The 23,291-nt window shown below is 68.9% G+C and carries 20 protein-coding genes, 1 pseudogene and 2 CRISPR repeat arrays (1 of these 23 running past the window's edge); of the genes and pseudogenes, 8 read left to right on the top strand and 13 right to left on the bottom strand.

Annotated elements, in window-relative coordinates; translation table 11 throughout:
* Nucleotides 1-6: 6 nt before the first annotated feature.
* The 3 genes from P3T35_RS09435 to P3T35_RS09425 all read right to left on the bottom strand — a co-directional run bounded on the left by P3T35_RS09435 (nucleotide 7) and on the right by P3T35_RS09425 (nucleotide 3,302).
* Nucleotides 7-900, bottom strand: a complete 894-nt coding sequence (locus tag P3T35_RS09435; protein WP_101383856.1) for a carbohydrate ABC transporter permease — start codon at nucleotides 898-900, stop codon at nucleotides 7-9.
* Nucleotides 897-1,850, bottom strand: a complete 954-nt coding sequence (locus P3T35_RS09430) for a sugar ABC transporter permease (protein ID WP_101383855.1) — start codon at nucleotides 1,848-1,850, stop codon at nucleotides 897-899. Before P3T35_RS09430 ends, P3T35_RS09435 begins: the two co-directional genes overlap by 4 nt.
* Nucleotides 1,851-1,991: 141 nt before the next feature.
* The gene (locus tag P3T35_RS09425; RefSeq protein ID WP_280704977.1) at nucleotides 1,992-3,302 is read right to left on the bottom strand and encodes a sugar ABC transporter substrate-binding protein; all 1,311 of its coding nucleotides are present in this window, start codon (nucleotides 3,300-3,302) and stop codon (nucleotides 1,992-1,994) included.
* Nucleotides 3,303-3,484: 182 nt separating this feature from the next.
* Between P3T35_RS09425 and P3T35_RS09420 the strand changes: the two genes are divergently transcribed.
* The 6 genes from P3T35_RS09420 (at nucleotide 3,485) to P3T35_RS09395 (ending at nucleotide 9,101) form a co-directional block, all read left to right on the top strand.
* Nucleotides 3,485-4,765, top strand: coding sequence for an ROK family transcriptional regulator (locus P3T35_RS09420; RefSeq protein WP_218976738.1), 1,281 nt, complete (start codon nucleotides 3,485-3,487; stop codon nucleotides 4,763-4,765).
* Nucleotides 4,766-5,982: 1,217 nt separating this feature from the next.
* Nucleotides 5,983-6,474, top strand: a complete 492-nt coding sequence (locus P3T35_RS09415) for a 3-oxoacyl-[acyl-carrier-protein] synthase III C-terminal domain-containing protein (protein WP_280704976.1) — start codon at nucleotides 5,983-5,985, stop codon at nucleotides 6,472-6,474.
* 6 nt (nucleotides 6,475-6,480) lie between these two features.
* Entirely contained in the window at nucleotides 6,481-7,056 is a 576-nt protein-coding gene (locus P3T35_RS09410) for an isoprenylcysteine carboxylmethyltransferase family protein (RefSeq protein ID WP_101383852.1), read from the top strand.
* Nucleotides 7,053-7,628: a DUF6529 family protein gene (locus tag P3T35_RS09405; RefSeq protein WP_280704974.1), complete on the top strand. Its 576-nt coding sequence runs from the start codon at nucleotides 7,053-7,055 to the stop codon at nucleotides 7,626-7,628. Before P3T35_RS09410 ends, P3T35_RS09405 begins: the two co-directional genes overlap by 4 nt.
* 270 nt (nucleotides 7,629-7,898) lie before the next feature.
* Nucleotides 7,899-8,459, top strand: a complete 561-nt coding sequence (locus P3T35_RS09400; RefSeq protein ID WP_101383851.1) for a hypothetical protein — start codon at nucleotides 7,899-7,901, stop codon at nucleotides 8,457-8,459.
* Between the two features lie 309 nt (nucleotides 8,460-8,768).
* Nucleotides 8,769-9,101, top strand: coding sequence for a nuclear transport factor 2 family protein (locus P3T35_RS09395; protein ID WP_101383850.1), 333 nt, complete (start codon nucleotides 8,769-8,771; stop codon nucleotides 9,099-9,101).
* 616 nt (nucleotides 9,102-9,717) lie between these two features.
* On the opposite strand, the pseudogene P3T35_RS09390 reads toward P3T35_RS09395, so the two are convergent.
* Nucleotides 9,718-9,882: pseudogene (locus tag P3T35_RS09390) on the bottom strand (pirin-like C-terminal cupin domain-containing protein); the annotation flags it as partial.
* 95 nt (nucleotides 9,883-9,977) lie between these two features.
* Here P3T35_RS09390 and P3T35_RS09385 point away from each other — a divergent pair.
* The gene (locus P3T35_RS09385) at nucleotides 9,978-11,132 is read left to right on the top strand and encodes a tyrosine-type recombinase/integrase (protein WP_280704972.1); all 1,155 of its coding nucleotides are present in this window, start codon (nucleotides 9,978-9,980) and stop codon (nucleotides 11,130-11,132) included.
* 54 nt (nucleotides 11,133-11,186) lie between these two features.
* On the opposite strand, the gene P3T35_RS09380 is transcribed toward P3T35_RS09385, so the two are convergent.
* From P3T35_RS09380 to casA, 8 genes are all read right to left on the bottom strand, one after another.
* Nucleotides 11,187-11,378, bottom strand: a complete 192-nt coding sequence (locus tag P3T35_RS09380; RefSeq protein ID WP_101383848.1) for a helix-turn-helix domain-containing protein — start codon at nucleotides 11,376-11,378, stop codon at nucleotides 11,187-11,189.
* A gap of 116 nt (nucleotides 11,379-11,494) precedes the next feature.
* Nucleotides 11,495-12,254: a CRISPR direct-repeat array (repeat unit 29 nt; unit sequence CGGAACACCCCCGCGTCGGCGGGGACCAT).
* A gap of 17 nt (nucleotides 12,255-12,271) precedes the next feature.
* A complete protein-coding gene (cas2e, locus tag P3T35_RS09375) occupies nucleotides 12,272-12,598 on the bottom strand; it encodes a type I-E CRISPR-associated endoribonuclease Cas2e (protein ID WP_101383847.1) in 327 nt (108 codons plus the stop codon).
* 1 nt (nucleotide 12,599) lies between these two features.
* Complete coding sequence (gene cas1e / locus P3T35_RS09370) at nucleotides 12,600-13,532, bottom strand: type I-E CRISPR-associated endonuclease Cas1e (protein ID WP_101383846.1); 933 nt, start codon at nucleotides 13,530-13,532, stop codon at nucleotides 12,600-12,602.
* 56 nt (nucleotides 13,533-13,588) lie between these two features.
* Complete coding sequence (gene cas6e / locus P3T35_RS09365; RefSeq protein WP_101383845.1) at nucleotides 13,589-14,242, bottom strand: type I-E CRISPR-associated protein Cas6/Cse3/CasE; 654 nt, start codon at nucleotides 14,240-14,242, stop codon at nucleotides 13,589-13,591.
* A complete protein-coding gene (cas5e, locus tag P3T35_RS09360) occupies nucleotides 14,239-15,018 on the bottom strand; it encodes a type I-E CRISPR-associated protein Cas5/CasD (protein WP_101383844.1) in 780 nt (259 codons plus the stop codon). The genes cas6e and cas5e overlap by 4 nt, the downstream gene beginning before the upstream one ends.
* Nucleotides 15,015-16,148, bottom strand: coding sequence for a type I-E CRISPR-associated protein Cas7/Cse4/CasC (cas7e, locus tag P3T35_RS09355; RefSeq protein WP_101383843.1), 1,134 nt, complete (start codon nucleotides 16,146-16,148; stop codon nucleotides 15,015-15,017). The genes cas5e and cas7e overlap by 4 nt, the downstream gene beginning before the upstream one ends.
* A gap of 40 nt (nucleotides 16,149-16,188) precedes the next feature.
* Nucleotides 16,189-17,370, bottom strand: a complete 1,182-nt coding sequence (casB, locus tag P3T35_RS09350; RefSeq protein ID WP_180356748.1) for a type I-E CRISPR-associated protein Cse2/CasB — start codon at nucleotides 17,368-17,370, stop codon at nucleotides 16,189-16,191.
* Nucleotides 17,371-17,540: 170 nt separating this feature from the next.
* Nucleotides 17,541-19,124 (bottom strand): type I-E CRISPR-associated protein Cse1/CasA, encoded by a 1,584-nt coding sequence (casA, locus tag P3T35_RS09345; protein WP_101383841.1) that lies wholly within the window; start codon nucleotides 19,122-19,124, stop codon nucleotides 17,541-17,543.
* A gap of 320 nt (nucleotides 19,125-19,444) precedes the next feature.
* Between casA and P3T35_RS09340 the strand changes: the two genes are divergently transcribed.
* On the top strand, nucleotides 19,445-19,627 hold the full coding sequence (locus P3T35_RS09340) for a hypothetical protein (protein ID WP_101383840.1): 183 nt from the start codon (nucleotides 19,445-19,447) through the stop codon (nucleotides 19,625-19,627).
* Nucleotides 19,628-19,815: 188 nt separating this feature from the next.
* On the opposite strand, the gene cas3 is transcribed toward P3T35_RS09340, so the two are convergent.
* On the bottom strand, nucleotides 19,816-22,680 hold the full coding sequence (cas3, locus tag P3T35_RS09335; RefSeq protein ID WP_101383839.1) for a CRISPR-associated helicase Cas3': 2,865 nt from the start codon (nucleotides 22,678-22,680) through the stop codon (nucleotides 19,816-19,818).
* A 176-nt stretch (nucleotides 22,681-22,856) separates the two neighbouring features.
* A CRISPR array of direct repeats spans nucleotides 22,857-23,291; the repeat unit is 28 nt; unit sequence GTCCTCCCCACCGACGTGGGGGTGTTCC (it continues 1,736 nt past the right edge of the window).

Here is a 23,291-nt window from a genome sequence, read left to right as displayed (position 1 = left end):
GCCTCCTCATTTGACGCTGCCGGCGGTCAGGCCGGAGCGCCAGAAGCGTTGCAGGGACAGGAACAGGATGACCAGCGGGATGGCGGAGACCATGGCCGCGGTGATCACGATGTTGAACGGCACGGCCGAGGGGCCGATGGCGCGCTGGGCCTGCCAGCCGACCACGCCGACGGTGACCGGCTGGAGGTGGTCGTCGGCGAGCATCAGTACGGGCAGCAGGTAGTTGGTCCAGATCGACACGAACTGGAACAGGAAGATGGTGACCAACGCGGGGCCCATCACCCGCAGCGAGATGGTGGCGAAGATGCGCAGTTCGCCCGCGCCGTCGATCCGGCCTGCCTCGATGATCTCGTCGGGCACCGAGGACGCGGCGTAGATGCGCGCCAGGTAGACGCCGAACGGGCTGACCATGCTGGGCAGCAGGACCGCCCAGTAGGTGTTGACCAGGTGCAGCTGGGAGAACATCAGGTAGAGCGGTACGGCGAGCAGCGGCTGCGGAACGAGCACGGCCGCGAGGACCGTGCTGAAGGTGAACTCCCGCCCGCGGAACGTGTACTTGGCCAGCGCGTAGCCCGCCATGGCGGAGATCAGGGTGCTGACGCCCGCTCCCCCGACGGCGTAGATCGCGCTGTTGCCCAGCCACTGCCAGTAGATGCCGCCGTCGTGGGTGAACACCTCGTGCAGGTTGCCGAACAGGGCGAAGTGGCCGAACCAGAAGCCGTTGCCGCTGAAGAGGTCGCTACTGGTCTTCGTGGAGGAGACCAGCAGCCACCAGACGGGTGCGAGGAAGTAGACCGAGGCGAGCAGCAGCACGCCGAGCACCAGCCAGCGCGAGACGGGCTGACGGTTCGTCCGGGACGTGCCCGAGACGCTTGGCCGGGTGGGTGTCGTGGTGCTCACAGGGCGGCTCCGCGGCGCTGGACGAGCTTGAGGAAGCCGAAGGAGAGCACGAACGCGAGCAGCGCGAGGATGACCGACTCGGCGGCGGCCGCGTTGAAGTTGTTGGCGTCCACGGCGTCGTAGGCGGCGTAGATCGGGGTGTAGGTGCTGGGCAGGTTGGGGGCGACGTTGTGCAGGATGGCGGGCTCGTTGTAGAGCTGGGCGGTGCCGATGATGGAGAACACCGTGGTGAGCACCAGGGCCGGGCGGACCATGGGCACCTTGATGCGCCAGGCGATCGCGAGGGCCGAGCAGCCGTCCATGGTGGCCGCCTCGCTGAGCTCGGCCGGGATGGACTGAAGCGCCGAGTAGATGATCAGCATGTTGTAGCCGGTCCAGCCCCAGGTGAGCATGTTGCCGATGACGGGGCCGAGCATGCTGTCCGAGGTCAGGTTCAGGTGCAGGCCCAGGTGGTGGGCTGCGGCGGTGATCGGGCTCAGGCCGGGGGCGACCAGGTAGGACCACATGATCGCGCCGACCACGCCGGGCAGGGCGTAGGGCAGGAAGAACGCGAGGCGGAAGAAGCGCTTGAACAGCGTCGACTTGGCGTCCAGCAGCAGCGCCAGTGCCAGGGCCAGCAGCAGCATCAGCGGCACCTGGACCACGCCGATCAGCAGCACTCGCAGCAGCGAGCCGCGGAAGTCCTTGTCGCCCAGCGCGGTGGCGTAGTTGGCGAGCCCGGCGAAGCTCTGGGTGGGCGCGGACAGGCCGAGGCCGGAGCGGTGCATCCGGTAGAGGCTCTGGTAGACGGTGTAGCCGATCGGCGCCAGGTACATCGCCGCGAACAGCACCAGGAAGGGGGTCAGGAACAGCGCGACGGTCCGGGCCTGGCGCCGCGCGCGCCGGGTCGGCCGGGCCGGCTTGCCACCCGTGTCCTGCGGTGCCGTCCGCCCGGCAAGGGCGGTTGTCATGCGGGTCTTGCCTCTCGTTGATCGGACGAGCCGGGCCCGACCAGCCCACGCCGTCCGGGGGAGCAGGCGGCGTGGAGCTGGTGGGAGGTGGGCCCCGCACCGGTCGGGGTCAGGGATGGTGCGAGGCCGGTCGATGGGCCGTCAGCCGCCGGCGACGGTCAGACCCTGCTGCTTCATGCCGGCCAAGGTCTTGCCCTGCACGTCGGCGAGCACGTTCGGCAGGGTGGTGCCGCCGGTGCCCGCCTTGCCGAGGCCGTCGCCGAGGTCCGTGGCGGTCTGGGTCATGGTCGGACCCCACTGCCAACTGGTGGCGACATGGGGGGCCTCGGCCTTGAAGACGTCGTAGATGACCTGGTTGCCGTAGAACGCGTCCGGCGCGGACAGCGCGGGGTTGGACAGGCCCGAGGTGGCGGCCGGGTAGATGCCGGTGACCTTGATGAGGTTGCTGACGCTGTCGGCGTCGGTGCTCATCCAGGTGGCGAACTCGGTGGCCTCCTTGGCGTGGGCGCAGCCCTTGAGGATCGCGGTGGCCGAGCCGCCGTCGTTGCCGTAGGCCGGGTTGGCCGCGCCCCAGACGGGCATCGGCGCAACCGCCCACTGGCCGGCACCGCCCTTCACGCTGCTGGCGATGATCGGGGCGTCCCAGACGGCGTTGACGTCGGAGAGGATCTTGCCGTCCGCCATGTCCTTGTAGAGCGAGGGGTCGTAGCTGGGGTCGGTCTTGAGCAGCTTCTTGTCCAGCAGGCCCTGCCAGTAGGTGGCGACCTTCTGGTTGTCGGCGCTGTTCAGGGACACCTGCCACTGGTCGTTGCCGGTGCCGAACCACTTGGCCCCGGTCTGCCAGGCCAGGCCCGCGTAGTTGTAGGCGTCGTTCCCGAAGTCACCGAGGTAGACGCTCGGGTCGGCCTGGTGCACCTTGGCGGCGTCGGCCGCGTACTCGTCCCAGGTGGCCGGCGGCTTGTCAATGCCGTACTTGGCGAACAGGTCCTTGCGGTACATCAGCGCCATCGGCGCCGTGTCCACCGGTATCCCGTAGGTGTGGCCCTCGACGCTGACCTGGTTCCAGGTCCACTCGGCGAACTGGGACTTGGCGTCGGAGGCGTACTTGGTCACGTCCTCCAGGGCGCCGGCGGCGGCGAAGCTCGGCAGGGTCTCGTAGCCGACCTGGGCCAGGCACGGGGCGTTGCCGGCCTTGGCAGCGGTGAGCATCTTGGTGTAACCGCCCTTGGTGCCGGAGGCGGTCTTGTCGAAGGTGACCTGGATGTCCGGGTGGCTCTTGTTGAACTGGGCCACCACCTGGTCGTAGCCCGGCGCCCAGCCCCAGAAATCGAGCTTGACCGGACCCGACGCGGCGCTGGACCCGCCCTTGGAGCTGGACGAACAGCCGGCGACGAGGGCCGCCGCCGTCACGACCGCGAGTGCGGCGGCCATCGAAACTGGTCTTGCCTTCACGTGTGTCTCCTCGGACCCGGGTGGGGGGTAGCGGGAACCCAGACAAATTCGTTCGGTTATTGTTTGAACTAAAGCTGCTAAAGTCAAGAGGCGGGGGCAGGGGGCCTCCAGTGGGCTCGGCCACAGGTCACGAAGCCCTCACCCCGCCGATCTCGGGGGTGGACGCACGAAAGGAGCAGTCCGTGAAGGCAGCACCGCAGGGGTCGGGCGTACGCAATCTGGCCATGGCGGGGCCCGCCGTCGCCCGGGACCGCTCCTCGGCGCGCCGGGCCAACCTCGGCATGGTGCTGCGCCTCCTGCGCGACGACGGCCCCCGCTCGCGCGCCCGCATCTCCGAGGACACCGGCCTGCCCAAGGCGACGGTTTCCAACCTGACCGCCGAACTGCTGGAGGGCGGCCTGATCCGCGAGGGCCGGGCCGAGCGGGACCGCGGCACGGTCGGCCGACCCGGGCAGGCCGTGGAGATCGACGGCAGCAGCGTCCACGGCGTCGGCGCCGAGATCAACGTGGACTACGTCAGCCTGCTCGCCCTCAACCTCAAGGGCGAGACCACCGCCGAGCAGCGGATCCCCTTCGACGTCCGGGCCGCCGGCCCCGACCTCACCCTGGACACCACCGCCCGGCTCATCGCCCAGGGCATCGAGGAACTGCGCGTCGACGGCGGGCGCGTGGTCGGCGTCACCCTGGCCACCCCCGGCGCCACCGACCTGGACACCGGCACCGTCGCCTACGCCTCCAACATCGGCTGGCGCGACGTGCCCGCGATCGCCGGCCTGCGCGAGCGCCTGGGCCCGGGCGCCCCCGAGATGCACCTGGAGAACGACGCGAAGCTCGGCGCCCTGGCCGAGTACGTGACGGCCTCCGCCGACAACGTCCGCGACCTCGTCTTCGTCACCGGCCAGACCGGGGTCGGCGTCGGCATCATCGCGGGCGGGCAACTGCTGCGGGGCGCCGGCGGGTACGCCGGGGAGGTCGGCCACCTGCCGCTGGTGCCGTCCGAGCAGCTGTGCGCCTGCGGCCGGCGCGGCTGCTGGGAGACCACCATCGGCCGCGGTGCCCTGCTGCGGTACGCCGCCGACCCCGGCGATCCGCTCTGGGACCCGATGATCGACCTGGAGCAGCGGCTGGCCGAGCTGCGCCGCCGGGCGGGCGCCGGGGACGCCCGCACGCTGGAGGCGCTGCAGCGGATCGCCGACAACCTCGCTCCGGGACTCGCCCTGCTGGCCGACATCCTCAACCCCCGGCTGGTGGTTCTCGGCGGCCACTTCGCGTTCTTCGGCGACTACCTGATCGAGAGCGTGACTGCCCAGGTCAGCGAGCGTGCGATGGCCCCGAACGTCCAAGGCTGCGAGATCGTCCTGTCGAGCACCGGCCTGACCGGCACGACCCGGGGCGGCGCCCTGCTCGCCCTGGACGCCGTCTACCAGGATCCCATCCGGGTCATGACGCCGGCTCAGCACTGACGTGCGATCCCCGGCCGGATCGCCGGTCATACGGCAACCGGCCGCCCTTGATCACCATCGGATCACCGTGGGGCCAATTCTCGGCACGAGAGTTGACATCGAGACCGATAAGTTCGGATTCTGGCGGAACTAATTGTCGGACGCGCTCGCCCCCTCCCCCGGCAGCGCGCAACCGGAAGGATCCCCCACTCAGGCCCGATGAGGACTCGGCACCCGGCGCACCGCGGATCACGCTCCGTTGTCCGACCTCGGCACTCGCGGCTGCCGGTCGGCATTTTCCGACCGTCACCCGTCGGCGCAGGGATGTCCCCGGCCACCCGCGAGCACGCGGACCCCCGATGAGGATCTCTTGTGCGGCCACGAACCCACCTCGCGGAACCAGCCGCCCGCGCCCGCGGCGGCCCTGGCGCGCGGCACGTCCACCCGGTCCATCTCGATCCCCCGGATGGGCTCGGCCTCCCCGGTGCCAGGTCGGCTGCGGCCTCCACGGCCGGCGGACGCGCTCGCGCTCGCGCCATCCAAAAGCCGCATCCCACCTCCCCACGCACCGGCACGTCGCTCAGCGAAGCCAGCCAGTGGGCCCGGTCCCACTCCCCCACAGAATGGCAACCGGGCCCCAACTGGGCTGCAGGGTCCGGCCGACGCTCCCCCCACGGGGCGGCGGCCGAACCCGCGCGTCATTCCGCGCCAGCAGAAACGCAGCGTACATGACACCTCTACACATGGCTACCATGCGCCGACCGAACGCTCGATCGGCATACCCATCGCCAGGGCGGCGGCTACTGACCAGGAGGATCGACGGGCACCCGCACGGGGAGGCACCGGAGCCCGTCCGCAGAGGCGGCACCGCTGAGCGCAGACCGGACCACCGGGGAGCTACGGTGCGTCGGCTCGGTCATCGATGCTGCGGCCGGCGCGTGACCACGATCCGCCTGGACGGCCCGACCGGGCTCTCGCCGCAGACATCGAGCAAGGGCCGGCGAGTCCCTTGCGTGTCGCACAACCTGGAGTCGACATCGGGAGCCACACGGCACGGGAGGCGGCCGGCAGTCCGCAGACCGGCCCACCCGCCCACCCGCCCCTGGACGCGACACCACGGCTGGGGCTTCGGGCGCGTACCGGGCCCTGCGGTGTGCACGCCCCTCATGCCATATCGGGCAAACTGCCGAATGCAGACTATTCATGATGAATGCTCAGATCAAGCCTATGCTTGCCCGATGACCAGGGTCGCCGCCGTCCACGGAGTGCTCCCGCCGTACCGGTACGAGCAAGGCCAGATCACCGAGGCCCTCGCGGCGATCTGCCTGCCCCCCGACGGGGAACGGGCGCTGGGCTGGGACATCGGCGACGCCGGCTTCACGATCGCACTCGGCGCCGAACTGCCCGAGCTGGTCCGCCTGCCCGTCGGCGAGGACGTCCGCTCCTTCCTCACCGAGCACGACCTGAAGCCGCCGGACGTCACCGGCTGGGTCGCCCACCCTGGCGGGCCCAAGGCCCTGGACGCCCTGCGCGAATCACTCGGACTCGACTCCCAGGCACTGGAACTGACACGGCGTTCACTGGCCCGGGTCGGCAACCTCTTCTCCGCCTCGCTCCTGCACATCCTGCGCGACACCCTCGCGCTGCGCCCGGCACCGCCCGGCACTCCCGGTCTGCTCCTCGCCATGGGAGCGGGCTTCTGCTCCGAACTCGTCCCGCTCCGCTGGTAGGCCCGGATGCTCCCCTACACCCTGCTGATCCTCCTGGTGGCCGCCGAACGCCTCGCCGAACTCGCCGTCGCGCGCCGCAACGCGGCCTGGAGCCGTGCGCGCGGCGGTGTCGAGTACGGCCGCGGCCACTACCCCGTGATGGTCCTGCTCCACGCCGGACTGCTGGCCGGCTGCCTGGCCGAAGTCCGCCTCGCCGACCGCCCGTTCCTGGCCGCCCTCGGCTGGCCGATGCTCGCCCTGACGCTCGGCGCCCAGGCGCTGCGCTGGTGGTGCATCACCGCCCTCGGGCCGCGCTGGAACACGCGGGTCATCGCGGTCCCCGGACTCCCCCTGGTCACCTCGGGGCCCTACCGGCTGCTCAGCCACCCCAACTACCTCGCCGTCGTCGTCGAAGGCGCCGCCCTGCCCCTCGTCCACGGCGCCTGGCTCACCGCCACCGCCTTCACCCTGCTGGACCTGCCACTGCTCGCCACCCGGCTGCGCTGGGAGAACGCCGCCCTGAAGTCCGCCCACGCCGAGTTCGCATCCTCCTCAGCGACGGCCACCGAGCGCACGGCCGACCGGTTGGGGGGCGTGGCGTGAACGGGAACGCGAAGCGAAGGACCCGGCAGATCACCGCACTGGGGCTGGCGGTCGGTCTGGCTGTCGCCGTGACACTGGCCTTGTTCCTGATCGGCCGCAATGTCACGCCGAATTACGCGGCAGGGCTGTTCGGGCAGCACCTGACGGACGCGGTCCGGCTCAAGGCCCGGCTGGCTACGGCGATCCTCGCACTGGCGATCGTCCAGCTCGTGCTGGCGCTGTGGATGTACCGTCGGCTTCCTGGCACAGCGAGCGTTCCGGCAGTCCCAACGGCCGTCCCGCGCACCCACCGGGCTATCGGGGCACTTGCGTTCGTGGGCACGCTCCCCATCACCGCCCACTGCATTCAGACCTACGGAGTCGAGCTCACCCCCGTTCGCGCCGCGATCCACTCCCTCTGCGCGTGCTTCTTCTACGGAGCGTTCGCGGCCAAGATGGTATTCGTCCGCTCTCGGCGGTTGGCGGGCTGGCTGCTGCCACTGGCAGGCGGCACGCTGGTGGTGACTGTTGTCGTCGTCTGGTACACGAGCGCGCTGTGGTTCTTCGACGGCTTCCACGTGCCAGGGTTCTGAAATCGAAGGCCCGCAGGCCCTTCGGTGTGATCAGAATCCAGCCGATCGGTCCTGTCCGCAGCGCTGTCCTCCCAGGACCCATAGACGCCCGAGTTGAACAGTCGAACGCTGCTGCTGCCTTTTTGGTCACCCGCACGAGTGAAGGTCGGCGCGGGCCGGATCGCGCATGAAAGCGAGTCGGGCGTCGCTGCGTAACGTAATTCGGAGACTCGCCGCCGGCGGTCCGGTCGACCAGCGTCACCGCATCCCCAGAGCCCAAGAGGTCTGCCAATGAATCGTGTCATCACCCTCGCCGTCGGTATGGCCGCCGTTGCGGCCTGCGTCTCCGGGTGCAGCAGTTCCGGTACCAAGTCTTCCTCGACCCCGACCGCGACCACCCCGGCAACCACCGCCGGCTCTGCCGCTCCCAGCGGCAGAGCCGCCACGGTGAAGACGGCGAATTCGCCACTCGGACAGATCCTGGTCGACGGCTCCGGCAGGACGCTGTACTTGTTCAAGGCCGATACCGGGACGACCTCGACCTGCTACGGCCCCTGTACGCAGAACTGGCCGCCGCAGATCACGGCCGGGACACCCAACAACAGCGGAGTGACCGCGTCCTTGGTCGGAACGACCACCCGAACGGACAACACGACCCAGGTGACCTACAACGGCCACCCGCTGTACTACTTCTTCGAGGACACGAAGCCCGGAGAAACCAACGGTCAGGGCGTCAATGCCTTCGGTGCCCTGTGGTACGTGGTCAGTCCCAGCGGCAACGCGGTCACCAGCACGGCCTCCGCGTCGGCCTCACCATCTGCCAGCTCCAGCGGCGGCGGTGGCGGCTACTGAGGCCCGATCCTGAACCTCTGGGGCTCGGAACTCGGCTCCCTCCGCTGACCTGCACGGGCCCCAGCGGGACACCCCTGCTCTTGCGCGATCACCGGATGCTCGTTCACATGGTGCAGGGTGTGAGCCTGCTCGCCCACCGCGTCCATTCCGAGATCACCGCCTTCCAGTCCCTGGCCTGCTGCATGGCAACAGGCTGACCGCAACGCTCCGCAAATCGGCACCGCGCCTGGGCCCAGTGCTCGCGCTCCGGATCGTTGGGCCCGCCGCCGCAGTCACAAGCTGGAGGTACGACGCCTTCTCCCGGGGGACATGACTGCACTATCCGAGATCCTCGCCAAGGACGTCACCCACCACGTCCCCGGCAGCCACCCCCTCGCCGGCGACCACAAGGGGCTGACCGCAGTTCTGGGGTACTACCAGCAGCTCGGCGTCGAGACTGCCGGATCCTTCAGGGTCGAGGTGCGGCAGTTGTTCGCCGACGGCCGGGGCCACGTGATGTCCGTGCACCACGCCACCGCCGAGCGGGGCGGGAAGAAGCTGGACGCCGACGGCGGCATCATGTTCGAGATCGTCGGTGAGAAGGTCACCGACCTGGACGAATGCGTCGAGGACTTGGACATCGGCAACGACTTCTGGGCCTGACCCGCGCACCGACTCGCCAGGGATCGCGCCGCTCTTCGTAGGTCCAGGAAGGCTTGCACCGGCGGCTGCGGGTTGCCGCTCCCGCTGGTCGATGGTCCAGCGGGCGGCACGGAGGAGTTCGTCCCGCGTCACGCACGCGACCTCCGCAAGGAACTCGAGGTCGTAGGGGGTGCGCAGGTGACTGAGCCAGTCGGCCGCCCTCGTGACCTGGCCGGCCCACAGCTCTTCCTCGATGAACGGCCGTCGCTTGTATCGCTCCACGAGGGTGGCGAGGTGCACGCGGCCACAGGACGTCAGGAAGCGTTGCCCGTCGAACCTCTGGTCGGTGCTGTGAATGAACGAGGAATCCAGGACCAGGGCGAAGATCTCAGGATCGTTCGTGGGAGGGGCTCCGCACAGGTCGCATCGGAGGGCCGCTCTCCGGCCTGCGGGTTCGTCGCCTGATTCGACCTTGTCGGCAGTGCTCATGTCTCTGGTTCTAGTCAGGCCTGACCAGATGAGCCAGCCGGGCGAGGCGAACGGGTCCCGGGCGCCCCGCTGACACTCCTCAACGGCAACCACCCACCCGCCGCTCACCGCCCCATGCCAGCCGCCCCATCACACATTTTTTCGCAGGTCAGCGCACTCTCCCTCGCGGCTTCAGCCCCACCGCCGGCAGCTCCGGCGCCCGCAGCCGCTCCCCCGCGTACCCGTGGACATCCCCGAACCGGTCCCCCCGCTCCCACTCCTCCCGCGCCTGGGCGATCTCCTCACCGGAGCGGGCGACGAAGTTCCACCACATACCACGGGATTGGCGGTTTATCCCAGGTCAGGGGCTTGACGCACCCTCCGGAGTCAGCAAAGTGTCAGCAAGACTCCGGGGAGTTCGAACCGATCATGGCAACCACCAACCTCATCCGCGGCATGGGCACGTTCTTCAAGGAGTGCGAGCACCCCGAGTCGCGGTGGAGCAAGTGCCCGCACGAGTACAAGATCCGCTACCGCAACGCAGCCGGCCGCCAGACCGAGGAGGGCGGCTTCAGCGACCAGACCAAGGCGAAGACCCGACTCGCCGAGGTGTACCAGGGCCGGAAGAACTCACCGCTGAGCCAGCGCAAGGCCGAGCGCATCCAGAAGTACGGCAGCATGCCGTTCTCGGAGTACGTCGCGGACTGGAAGAAGGGCCAGCGGCACCTGAGCCCGAGCTCGCTGCAGCACCTCGACTCGCTCCTGACGCATCATCTGCTCCCGGAGTTCGGAAGTCGTCGGATGGGAACGTTCGACCACAAGGTCGTCGAGGCGTTCATCCGAACCATGGAGCGCAACGGCACCGGCCTTGCCACGCAGGCCAACACCTTCGACAAGCTGAAGGCCATCCTGCTGGACGCACACCGACTCGGCCTCTACGAGGACAACCCCCTCGACGGCGTCAAGCCGCCCCAGTACGACCCCAAGCGGGCAGTGATCCCGTCGGTCGACCAGGTGAAGGAGCTCCGCACCGCAGGTGACGACGCGTTCCGCGTGGTGGCCGACCTCATGAGCGGATGCGGCCTCCGCAACGGCGAGGCGTATGCCGTCAACGTCAAGAACATTGTCGCGGACGACATATACCGGGTCCACGAACAGGTCAACCACACCACCCACACCTTCGCGCGACTGAAGCACCGCAAGGACGGCGAGTACCGCGATGTCCCGCTGCCCGCCTACACCAGGCAGACCATCGAGTGGTACGCCGACATCTACGGGACCGTCGACGGGTACCTCCTCCGCCGCCCTACTGACATCTCACGGCCCATGCAGTGGTGGACCATCGAGAACCAGTGGCGGAGGATCAAGGACTCCGGCCTGGTCGACCTCCCCGAGGGCATGGTCATGTACGGCCTGCGCCACTTCTTCGCCTCGAACTGCCTCGGCAACAACATCCCGATCACCGACGTCGCCGAGTGGATGGGCCACCGCAGCATCGACGTCACCTTCAAGATCTACCGCCACCTGATGCCCGGCTCGATCGGCCGCGCGGCCCAGGTCCTCGACCTCGGGCTCGCTGCCTGACCAATGCGGAGGGCCAGCCCTGATGGGTTGGCCCTCCGCCTTGCTGTCACTGACTCACGCAGCGGGCAGCCTCTGCTGCTTCACCCACGCCTGAACTTCCGAGATCTTGAACTGCAGCTTGGCGTTCCGTCCTGCCCCGAACCGGTACGGCATCAGGCCGACGCTGGCGGCTTCACGGTAAACCCAGGCCACGGACATATTCAGGTACTCGGCGGTCTGCTTGACGCTCATGAACTGCTCAGGCAACGGGGGCTCCTCGGCGCTGGTATGTGCCGAGGATCTTCGGTGCGGATCAGAGACTTGGTAGTGCTGAATTACTGTGATATCCAGTCATCCAAGCCCGAGACCCGACCGGCCGCTTAGCGGAACACCCCGCGTCGGCGGGGACCACAGCACGACCAGGCCGACCAGGAGCGCGGCCCACGGAACACCCCCGCGTCGGCGGGGACCACCTCGCCCACGCGGCCGGTGACGAGGAGAGCGACGGAACACCTCCGCGTCGGCGGGGGCCACAGTTGCTGCACGACCGTGGAGAGATCGGTGTTCGGAACACCCCCGCGTCGGCGGGGACCATGGGCTTCCCCGGCGCCCTTCCACTCCTCAACGCGGAACACCCCCGCGTCGGCGGGGACCATTCCCGACCTTAAGGCGGCATGGGTCGGGGATTCGGAACACCCCCGCGTCGGCGGGGACCATACCCTGCGCCAACGCGGCCCCAACGCCGCACTCGGAACACCCCCGCGTCGGCGGGGACCATCGCTCCGGTCCGGGCGACAACGGCCCAGCCGACGGAACACCCCCGCGTCGGCGGGGACCATCAGGGGGCCCGGCCGAACTGCGTTAGGCGGACGGAACACCCCCGCGTCGGCGGGGACCATAAGGTGGCGGTGAGGCTGACGTCGTATTTGATTGGAACACCCCCGCGTCGGCGGGGACCATCTCCACGCCACGATCACCACCAACTTGGCCGCCGGAACACCCCCGCGTCGGCGGGGACCATAGCCACGGGCCGAGCTTCCTGACCCCGGTCACCGGAACACCCCCGCGTCGGCGGGGACCATCAGAAGCCGTCTCCCCTTCCCCAGGGAGGCGGCGGAACACCCCCGCGTCGGCGGGGACCATACTTCGTGACCTGCGGTTTAGCGAGCGCTTTGCTCTTTCTTGACCTGGATGGGTGGCGTTGTGCCGGTCATCCGTATGAGTGTCAGGCCATCGAAGTCGATGGGGATGCGGCGGCGGGCGCCTGCGGTCTGGATCGCATAGCCCTGTTCAGTAGGGGCGGGGTGGACGAGGAGTGCAGCGCCGTCGCCGACGGTGTCGGTGACGGCGCGCCAGAGTTCGTCGCGGACGCGGGCTGAGACGGTGCCGACGAAGATGCCGGGAACGACCTCGATGGTCCAGCGGCTGAGTGCTCCGCGAAGGTGGTCCGGAACAGCTGTGGTGGCGATGACGACCATGGAGGCCATGTCAAAGTCCGCTTTCATTAGCGTAGTTGACGCCGGCCGGAAGGACTCCCTCGTCGGGGTCCCAGAGGTGAACGAGGCGGACGTCGTGTCGCTCCGAGCGGGTGTCCTCCTCGGTGTCGGCCGCCGGGCTCAGGAGGGCCTGGATGTCCTGGACGATGCGGGGCAGCAGACGCAGGAGGCGTAGTTCTTCGCGGAACTTGCGGCGAGCGTCCTGTTCAGGCTGGGCGGAGTCGTGGAGGGCGAAAGCGACGGGGAGGGTGGTCTCTGCCTTGTATAGGTCAGCGATGTCGTAGACGAAGGCGTGCTGGGTGCCGGTGTGGACGAAGCCGAGAGCGGGCGAGCAGCCGACGGCGAGGAGGGCGGCGTGGACGATCCCGTAGAGGCAGGTGTTGGCGGCTGACAGGGCGAGGTTGACGGGGTCTTGGGTGTGCCACTGGTCGGGGTGGTAGTTGCGGCGGAAGCGTCCGATGCCGTGTTGTTGGGCGAGGAGGCGGTAGAGGGCTTTCATGCGTTGGCCTTCGAGGCCGCGCAGTTGGGCGAGGGTGGTGCCCTGGGGCACTTCTTCGTGGAAGCGTTTGCGGTACATGCGGGTGGCGACGTCGAGGCGCTTGTCGGGGTCGGCCCAGGCGGTGACTTGTTGTTCGAGCCAGTGGGTGGTGAGGGAGTCGGGCAGGATGCCGGCGTAGGCTCGCACGCCTCCGGCGCCGGTGCAGATGACGCTGGTGTTGTGGCGGGCGAGGGTGGTCAGGGCGCGGGTGGTGATGGAGACGCCGGGGCCGAGCAGGAGGCAGGAGATGGCGGCGGTGGGGATGTAGACGGTGTCGGTGCGGTCGTCGTTGACGTTGATCTGGGCGCAGACGCCGGTGTCGTCCTGGACGATGCGGACCATGTCGAGGTAGAGGAAGGACAGGGAGTCGGCGACGCGTGGGAGCATGGCGAGGGTGGGGGCGGCGAGGCGTCGTCGGGCCTCGCCGCCGCGTCGGGGTGCGCTCACGCGGTGGTGGCCGGGGCGAGGCTGAGCAGGCCGGCGCCGTAGGACTTGCCGCGTCCGATGCCGGTGAGGATCGTGGTGGCGAGGGTGTGGGGGTCGGTCACGGTGGCGGTGCCGTCGTAGCGGATGAGGCTGTGCCGCATGGGTGGTGCGCTCTTGTCGTTGGGGCGAACGGGGTTGAGCGGTGTGGCCTGGAGGGTGTGCAGGTGCAGGCCGGCCTCGGTGGCGCGGCGGGCCCACCACTGGTCGGCTTCGGGGCCGGTCAGGGGTGTGATGCGGCCTCGTTGGCCCTTCTGATCCAGGGAGAGGCGTTCGCGTTTGACGGGGTTGGTGACGGCGCGGTAGCGCACGGCGGTTCCCTGGCGCAGGGCGCGGAACATCGGTGCGAGGTCTTTGATCTGGGTGTGGCCGTATCCGTCGGGCAGGCGGGAGGCGTCCAGGGGGGTGGTGGCCTGAACGAGGAGGGTGACCTCGCGTTCTGATTCCTCGACGCGGAAGAGGAGGCCGGCGGTGCGCCGTGCGGTGTCGCCGAGGTGGTCGGGGACCAGGCGCATGAGGGTCTTGTGCATCTGGGTGGCGTCGCGCAGGTCGCGTTGGACGTCGCGGCTGCGGGTGTTGAGTTGGATGCGCGCCAGGGATGCGGCGGGGGTCATGCCGGTACTTCCTCTTCGTGGTGCATGTAGGCGAACAGTCGCTGGAAGACGGGGGTGGTGGTGTCCGCGGCTAGGCGGGCGGGCAAGTGGCAGGCGGTGCGGTGCAGTTGGCGTTTGGCGTGGGCGCGGTTGTGTTGGGCGAAGGTGGTGGGGTTGTCGTAGATGGTGAGCGCGACGGCGTTCTGGGGCAGGGGGTCGGGGTGGTTCTCCCAGATGAACTCGACTGGGATGGTGTCCTGGTCGTGGCGCGGTTGGCGGGTGGGGTGAGTGCTGAGCGGGACGCGTTCGAGGAGTTCCTCGACGGGGTTGTCGACGTGGGGACGCAGCAGCAGGGGCTCGTCGGGGACGCAGGAGCGTCGCCCGAGGTAGGGGGCCCAGTGGGGGCGTTGGAGCGCGGTGGCGATGTCAGCGATGGTGTCGCCTGGGCCGGTGACGGCAACGGTGAAGACGGCGTCTGCCAGGTAGTGGCGGTGAGTGACCACGGCGTCGCCCTTGTGGTCGCCGCCGCTGGTGGCTGCGGTCTGGTCCTTGGGCAGGCCGCCACCGGCGGTGTGGAAGTCGGTGAGCGGGGTGCCGGGGCGGTCGATGCGTACGGTGAATTCGAGGTCGCGGTATCGGTGTAGGTCGGCGCCGCGGTGCAGGCCTGCGGCGGCGGCGAACATACCGATCAGGCCGGAGCGGGTGGGGAAGGGGGCGCTGTCGCGGATCGGGTTGAAGGCGGAGCGCTCGCCCCAGGACTGCAGGGGGCCAGCCAGGCGGAGCAGCAGGCCGGTCACTGCTGCTCGCCGCTCTGCGGGGTCTCGGGCAGGGCAGCGTCGACGGCCCCCTCGATCAGTTCGGGGTAGGACGGGTGAGCGTGACCTAGGCCCGGCAGCGGGTCGGGGTCGATGGAGGCGTGTCCGTGGAAGCGGCGGTTGCGGCCTGCGGTGAGGCGGTTGAGGTGGGTGGCGTACTCGGCCAGCTTCGCACGGGAGGGGGCGGAGTACCCGCCGCTGGTGTCGGCCTTGACCGGGGCTTCGAAGGCGCCTGCGAGAGACAGCGGGCGGTGCGTGCGCACGGCCAGGTAGGCGAGGTCGGGGATGGTGTGCGGGGCAGTGCTGTTCTTCTTCGCCTGCGGCAAGGACATCAGGAACTGTTCGGTGAACGAGGCCAGGACGGTGCGGGCGGCCTTGCGGTCACCGTCGAGGTTGGTGAGCAGGTCGGTGATGTTGACGGTGGCGTAGCGGTAGAAGACGCCGGCGCTGAACTCGCTGGTGTCCAAGTGGCCGCTGCCGGTGTCGTCCTGGCCGAGCCAGTCGTCGACAGCGGTGAAGTAGTCCCGCTGGGGTTCGCTGGCGTGGGTGGTGAAGGCGTGGGCGACGCCAGCGGCTCCGTCGACGTTCGCTCCGGGCAGTTCGGCGAGCATGCGGCCGAGCAGGCTGATGGAGGCGGTGCGCCGCTTGAGGATCTCCTCCACCTGGGCGGTGGGCAGAAGTTGACCGGGCTTGGACTTGCCGCGGCCCTGCTCGAGCGCCGCGCGGTGTTCCTCGCACAGGGCGATCAGTTCCGTGATGCCGGCCTCGGGGAGGAACAGCAGGACGGAGGTGTGGCCGGCCTGCTCGGTGCCCAGCCCCTTCTTGCCGGCGCTCGCGGCAACCTGGGAGCCGGCGAACTCGGCCAGCTCGGTGGGCCATCCTGCCTTCTCCAGAGCCTGCTTGACCTTGACCGGGACCAGGCGGGTACGGGCCGCGCGCTCCCCCAGGTCCGCCTCGACGCCATGGCGGATGACCCGCTTCCAGGACTGGCTGGAAACCCGGATACGGGTCGCGCCGCCGTACTGGACGGTTTTGGGTGAACCAAGATCATCACGGTTGAGGTTGGCGGCGGGCACCGACTGGATGGCACTCAGGTCGAGGAACAGGGACATTGATGGTTCTCCTATACGGCTGTTCGTCCTACTACTGCTGCTACTGGGCGTTCTTGCGCTCGTCGCGGCTGCGGATGAGGAAGTAGCTGTCCATCCAGCGCGCGGCGATTTGTTCGTAGTCACGGCTCCACCACGCGAGGTCGTCCAAGAGGCGGTCCCAGTCGACGCGGATGCGCTTGCCCTGCAGGCGGCGGGCCAGAGCGGGAAGGCGTTCGTGGAGGGCGGGGAGGTTCTGGCGGGACAGCAGATGCAGGTCCCGCTCTGCGGACTCGGGTTTGAAGACACCATCGCGCACGGCGTGGGCCAGGCAGGCCCCCAGATCAAGGCGGCGCCGGTGCGCCGGCGCTGTCGCCTCTTCGGCTGCTGTCGGACGGCGAGCGGCGGGCGGGCGTGAGGCAATCAACGCGGCGGTCGCGTAGTGGGCGCGCCGGTCATCCGGATGCAGGCGTTCGGGCAGGAGCGGGATGAGGTGGCGGTGCATCCGATGGCAGCGCTCCACCGGCAAACCAAGTCCCGTCTCCAGGTCGGACCGTGCGGCGGTACTCCCCGCGCACAAGTCGATCACTCGGTCGACGAAGTCCGCAGGCTGGCGCTTGACGGGTTGCGACTCAGCCGGCTCGGTGCGACTGCATGCCTGGTAATACGCCGTCTGCCAGCTGGTCACGACCGCGTCCCGGTCGCTGGCCCAGAACGTCAAGTCGCGTAGGAGCACGGCCCAGTCGATGGCGATGTCCTTCGTCTGGAGGCGCTCGGTGAGTCCGGGTAGCCGCTGGTAGACCCCATCCAGGCTGATGTAGGCCATCGCAAGCAGGTCGTCCTCGACCGAACCTGGCTTCACGACGCCGTCGTTAACAGCTTTTGCGAGCGACGCCCCCAGATTCGCACGCGCCCTGCGGGCCGGCCAGTCCAGCATCAGGACTGTACCGGAGGGTGCGGTCGTCTTCGCCTCACGGGCAGAACGTGGCCGGGCTGCGATCAGCGCGGCGAGCACGTAGCGGGCTCGCACGGCCTCGGGACTCATCGCGGTGCTCAGGCGCCGCGCCAGGTAACGGTCCATGCGCCCACAGCGCTCCAGCGGGCGCCCCAGGCCGCTGCGCAGGTCCGCGCGTGCCCGCGTGCCCTCGCACAGGTCGAGGATGTCATCGACGAAGCGGTCCTCAGGGCGGCGAGGGGCGGGCGGATGGTGCGTGCTCGACGACGGATTGGTGGAGGTGGACGTCATCCCGGGACTCCAAGACATACGGGAGAGTTGAAGGTGGACTTCGCAGTCACTGCGACGTATCGGGAGGAAGCAGCGCGAGCAGCAGGGATCGGGCACGGTTGCGGGCGCGAGCCACCCGAAGGTCACTGCGGGTCGTCCCGATGGCGTCGTCCAGCGGGTGGACTTCGCAGTCACTGCGACGTATCGGGAGGAAGCAGCGCGAGCAGCAGGGATCGGGCACGGTTGCGGGCGCGAGCCACCCGAAGGTCACTGCGGGTCGTCCCGATGGCGTCGTCCAGCGCGGTCAGCGCCGCATCCACGAACAGCCGGTGTGGTTCCTCCTCCACTTGCTCCGGGCTCGCCAGCTGCCAGAAGACCCGCTCTGCGGCCGGCCAGAAGCCGCGCGTGGCGGCCTTGGCCCACGGTCCGGGCTTCTTCGGGTTCAGCTTTACCTTCGCCGACGGGTCGTCACCGGGTTCGGTGGCCAGCTTCCAGGCCAGCCTCGCCGCGAAGTCGAGACGGCCCCCAACCTCCTCGGCCACGCGGTGGCAGCGGTTCACCCGATAGGCCATCTCGTCGTTGACTTCCTCCTGCCAGTCGAGCACCGGCGGGGTGGTCGCCTCGAACCAGCCGCGATCGCGCTGCTGCCCGTCCTGGTCGAACCCGTAAGCGCGCACCCGCAGTTGCTGAATGAGATCGCGCGGCAGGCTGTCCAGAATCCACGGCCTGCTGCTTTCACCGTCGGTGGTGCGCAGCAACAGAGCATCCAAGTCCCGCCACAGCGCCCGCTGCGCGTCGGCGGCACGCGGGAACGGTGCGCCGCCGGCCTTGGGCATGTCCAGGATCACGTACGGATCCCTCGCCGCCACGGCAGGCTGGTGCGTGGCCCACGTGATGTAGGCATCCCGCACGTGGGTGCGGTCCTCGGTGGGCTCGAGCAGCACGGCGTGCCTGGCCCTCCCGGTCAACAGCCGCACCGGCCACCCGGGAGGCGGCAACACGCCCAGCGGATCGGAGAGTTCGTCCTCCCATGGGCAGAAGTCGAGATCGGCGGCCTCCATCCCCGGGCCGCGGGCTGGCACCCCCAGCACCAGCGTGGTGAACAACCGCGGCGCCCACGGGTGAAAGGACACCGTCTTGCGCAGCGGCCCCGCGTCTCCGTTGCCAGGCTTGTCCGCGGTGATCCGGCGCGGTGTGCACTGCCCAGACGGGCCGTAGTACAGCTGCGCGATCAGGTGCCAAGCCGCCTCCGCCGCGCGAACCGGCACCGGTGCGGTATCGGTGAAGTGCCCAAACAGCACCGCGCCGTTGACCCCGGTGGGGCGGCCGAGGATCAGCTTGTTCACGCCCGAGGGGTTCGGCTTGCCCTTCGCATCCACGCACTCGGCACGCAGGCGCGGGTCCTGCAGGAAGGGCCGCCCTTCGGAGTCGAACAGGTCGAACCGGCCAGCCAGTTCCTTGCGATCGAAGTAGCAGTTCACCGCCTCGGGATCGAATCGGCCCAGCGCAAGAACCCGTCCCCGCAGCCGACGCCACTGCACGGCATCCTCAGCCAGGTCCTCGTCGTCCAGGAACACCCCGTCGTGCGAGGCGATCCGCACCGTCATCGCGGCCAGGAGCCGTAACAGCCCAGACGCTGCTGGCGGAATCGGAAGTTCAAGGTCTTCGATCTCGTGGGCCCGCAGGAACAACTCCCGCAGCCCCACCTCAACCGATGAACTCCCCAACCGCACCGGAATCCACGGCTCATCCCGCAGATCAAACCCGTCAGGCATCTCGCGCTGTCCTCCCGAACCACCAGCAGCCACCTGCACGCAGGCATGCCGCTGCCACTCCCAACGGCGGTCGCCCCGGCAGTGTCGCTAGGGAACCACACCTGACTGACAGTCGTCCTCCGTTCACTCAAATCTACCGAGCAGGCGAGGAATTCCCGCAGGTCAGGGGATGAAGAAGCTCGACGGATGGGGGTGGGCCCGTAGGGCGGGGGAGATGATCGACTCGACTTGGGAGCTCACGGTGCCATAACTTCACCTCTGTGACGGACCGTCATGTAGATGCTCAGTCCTGGCTGAGCCGACCGACAGGAGCCCGCGCCATGCAGCCGTCCTCATCGTTCATGCAATCGCTCGACCACCCGTGGCCGCCTGCCATCATCGCGCTGCTCGTAGTCGCGTTGGTGGCCATCGTGATCATCGTGGTGCAGCCCGCGCCTGCGGTTGGAACCACGTGCGGCGCCGTCCTCCTCGGCCTCGCCGAGGCGTTCCGACGGGTGCGATAGCCTCAACCGGACAGTTCACCATCCGGTCATTCATCCCCGCCGCTGTGGGGGTGTTTCACTCGACGGACGCGGGTGCGCCAGCGCGCTGTCGCTCTCCCCACCGAAGTGGGGGACCAGGCGTCTGGTCTCAGCCGTCCAGGTCGAGGTCACACGCCTCGGGGTCGCCGGGATTCCGGCGACCCCGGACCTCATCGGCGAACCAACCCGAGCTGCTCGTCCAGCCACAGGCGCTTGGCCCCGACCAGCACCGGCTGGACCACACCACCTGCCTGCACTGGCTGGCGCAGCATCAAAAGCTCACTGAGCATGGGGTGTTCCAACCAGCCCTTGGGCACCTGGTGCTCGTCCGCGCAGCCCTTGAACCAGTCCGCCCGCACGGGGATGGTCCGGCTCATCAGCTTGCGCACATCGGACAGCGCCATGCGGCCCTGGCTGTCGGGCTTGGGCAGCGGTTGCTTTCCGGCACTATCGAGGGTGAGGTCAGCCCCGTTCTCGTGCTGGTAGACGCAGAGCAGCCGCACCGCATCCGCACCCAGGCGGGTCGATGCCTCCCACTCGTCTTCCGTACCCTCCAAGTGGTGCAACTCCGCCAGGTCGCCGACGCCTTGTGCACGTGGGATGGCGACCATCTCCCCCATGCCCTGCTCCGCCATCCTCTTTCCGGTATGAGCGGACCACGCTGCCGGCTGCCGCGGATGGTCCCAGCTAAAGCGGTCCTGGTCGTCACCGTGCACCTCTTCGACCAAGTCCTGGACATCGCCCGGAATCGCAAAGGACTCCCGGCCGGCCTTCGCCAGGGTGAGCGACGTCGCGCGCAGCAGGTACTCCGAGTACACCTCGCCCCACTGCACTGGAACCGCCCCGCAGTCGGCCAGCGGATCGAGCACCACCAGGCGCGGCCCGGCGTTCTGCGCCCAATCCGGGCGCGGCGTGCCCAAGGGGTAACCGTGCTTCGACCAGTGGGCCTCGTGCCGCCAGCAGCGCCCAGCCCGTTGCAGCAGCAGCGCCAGCGGGGCCAGGTCGCTAATCACCAAGTCGGCGTCGAGATCGAGGGACTGTTCGACGACCTGGGTGGCCACGATGATTCGCCGACTGGGGCGTGGCCCGGGCCGGCCCATGCCATCAGTGACCTTCTTGGTGCGCTCCTCACGCACGTCGCCCGGGAAGCGGGCGTGCAGCAGCAACAGGTCCTCCTGCGCCAAGCCGTGGCTGGCGTAGCGTTCCGTGAGCCAGGCGTAGGTCTCCTGCGCGTCGGGCACGGTGTTGCAGACCACCAGCGCACATCCCGTGCTCGCCACCAGCGGGTCCAGGTGCCTCGCGATGACCTTCAGCCGCCCACGTGCGCTGTCTGCACCATGAACCACGCTCTCCACGTGCACGGCCAGGTCCATCGGTCGCTCTTGGGCCTGCTCCTGGCGACAGCCATCGGAGATTGCGGTGCTCTCGCCGCTGGCAGCGTCCACATACAGCCAACCCGGGTACGGCGCGCGGAACGAACGCGTCTTCAGCGTGCTCGGCCGCCGCCCGGCACCTCGCAGGTACTCCTTGATCAGCCGGTCACTGATCGAGGCCGGCAAGGTCGCCGACAGCAGGACGACCGGCACGCCGTACGCACCCAGCCAGTTCAGCAACCGCCCCAACAACACCTGCATGTAAGGGTCGTAGGCGTGAGCTTCATCCACGATGAACGTCTTGCCAGACAGTGCCAGCAGGCGAAGCGCGTTGTGCCGCACCGGCAGGACGCTCATCAGTGCCTGGTCGACCGTGCCAACCGCGTACTGGGCCAGCAGCGCCCGCTTCGCTCCGCGCAACCACTGGCGCGGACGCATTGCCACCTGCTCCCGGGAGGCACGCGCGCCCTCCACGTGGGTGTCATCGCCGACGAGGACTGCTCCCCCGGCGTCCAGTTCCTCGTCCATATAGGCGGCACTCAGCCATGCCATGCTGTGGGTCAGCGTCAGCCCACCGCCATCGCCACCGCCCTGGCGGACAAGCGCCTTTGCGACACGGCCATGCATCTGGTCGCTCGTCGCCATCGTCGGCAGTAGGAACGCGAACCCCCGCGTACCGAAGGCAGCGGACAGCACCCGCTCAGCCTCCAGCGCCGCCTCACTCTTGCCGTCGCCTGGCGCCGCCGTCACCAACAGGATCCCCGCCTTGCCACTCCCCACACCGGCGGCGACGACTTGCGCAAGCTCCTGCATCACCGAGCGCTGCAAAGGATTCGGCTCACCGTTGATGCCGTAGGCCCGTGCGAACCCCACACGCGTCAGCTCGACCGGAACCAGCCCGGCCGTTCGAGCGAGCTCCTTGGCATCCTGGCAGGACCGCGCGAAATGCCGCGCCAACGACACATCCAGCGAACGCTGACGGCCCCTCAGGTAGTCCTCCTGGCTGACCAGCCAGTCAGCGAGGATCACTACCCCCGTCACCAACACCGCCGCGGATGCGGTGAACTCCGTCGGCTGTTTCGGCGACCCGAGCAGCTCATGGACCACTCGGGCGTGCGCCGCACGCTGCCGCACGTATGCAGCACCCCCCGCCAGCAACTGCCGACGAGAACCGGCGGTCACGTACCTGCGGAACCGACCGTGATGCCCGCCGATGACCTCCGCGATCCGCTGAACAGCACCGAACTCACCATCATCCTCGAACCCCAGAGCCGACAGCACCGCCCCGGTGCACAGCATCCCCACCTCGTCATGGCCGAGCCGCTCATCACCGATCAGGCCCACGTCCTGCGCCAGTTCCCCGCTCAGCCCATCGCGGCCACGAGCCGCACAGAACTGGAACCCGGACAACTTCCCGATGTCATGCAACCCCGCACACAACGCGGTGACAGTCCGAGCGTGCGCCAAATCGCCCGCCAATCCGAGCCCCTCAGCGATGCAACGCCGCTGGTTCTCCGACAGGTAGTGATCCCACAGCCACAGAGCCATCGCCGCGGCATCCAACAAGTGCCGCGCCAACGGATAGCACGGATACGCGGGATCCAGCCCCTTCGCCTTCGCCCACGCCGACTCATCCAGAAGCTCATGCTCCCCACGAGTCATCGAGCACCCCCCACAGGCGTCCAACCCACCGGCACGAATCCAAGCACTTGCTACCGACAACCGCCGGGACAGAACCGGTAAGTTGACCTGGTGCACCCGCCACCTCCCCGCCCCAGGCCCAAGCGAAGGTAAGCAAAGAACAAGCAAAGCCCTCGCTAAGCCGCAGGTCAGGAAGTGTCCTCCCCACCGACGTGGGGGTGTTCCGCGGACCGAGCACCAGAGCAAGTGCCCCCGGGAGTCCTCCCCACCGACGTGGGGGTGTTCCGCCGCCCGCGCCGTCGGACAGCGGCAGCCGTTCGTCCTCCCCACCGACGTGGGGGTGTTCCGGTGAGCGCCGACGTCCTGCGGCTGGAGCAGTCGTCCTCCCCACCGACGTGGGGGTGTTCCGCCGGCGAGGCCCTGGGGGCTTGCATCGACGGCGTCCTCCCCACCGACGTGGGGGTGTTCCGTACCCGGTCTGTCAGCCAACGGGCTGATGACCGTCCTCCCCACCGACGTGGGGGTGTTCCGCCAACGAGGGTGGTCGGAGCCGAGTTCTACGGGTCCTCCCCACCGACGTGGGGGTGTTCCGCGCGGCCTCGAATTCCTCGGCTTGCCCAGCGAGTCCTCCC

The sequence above is a fragment of the Kitasatospora sp. GP30 genome, from assembly GCF_029892145.1.
GTDB lineage: Bacteria > Actinomycetota > Actinomycetes > Streptomycetales > Streptomycetaceae > Kitasatospora > Kitasatospora acidiphila.
This window is presented reverse-complemented; position numbering and strand designations above follow the sequence as displayed.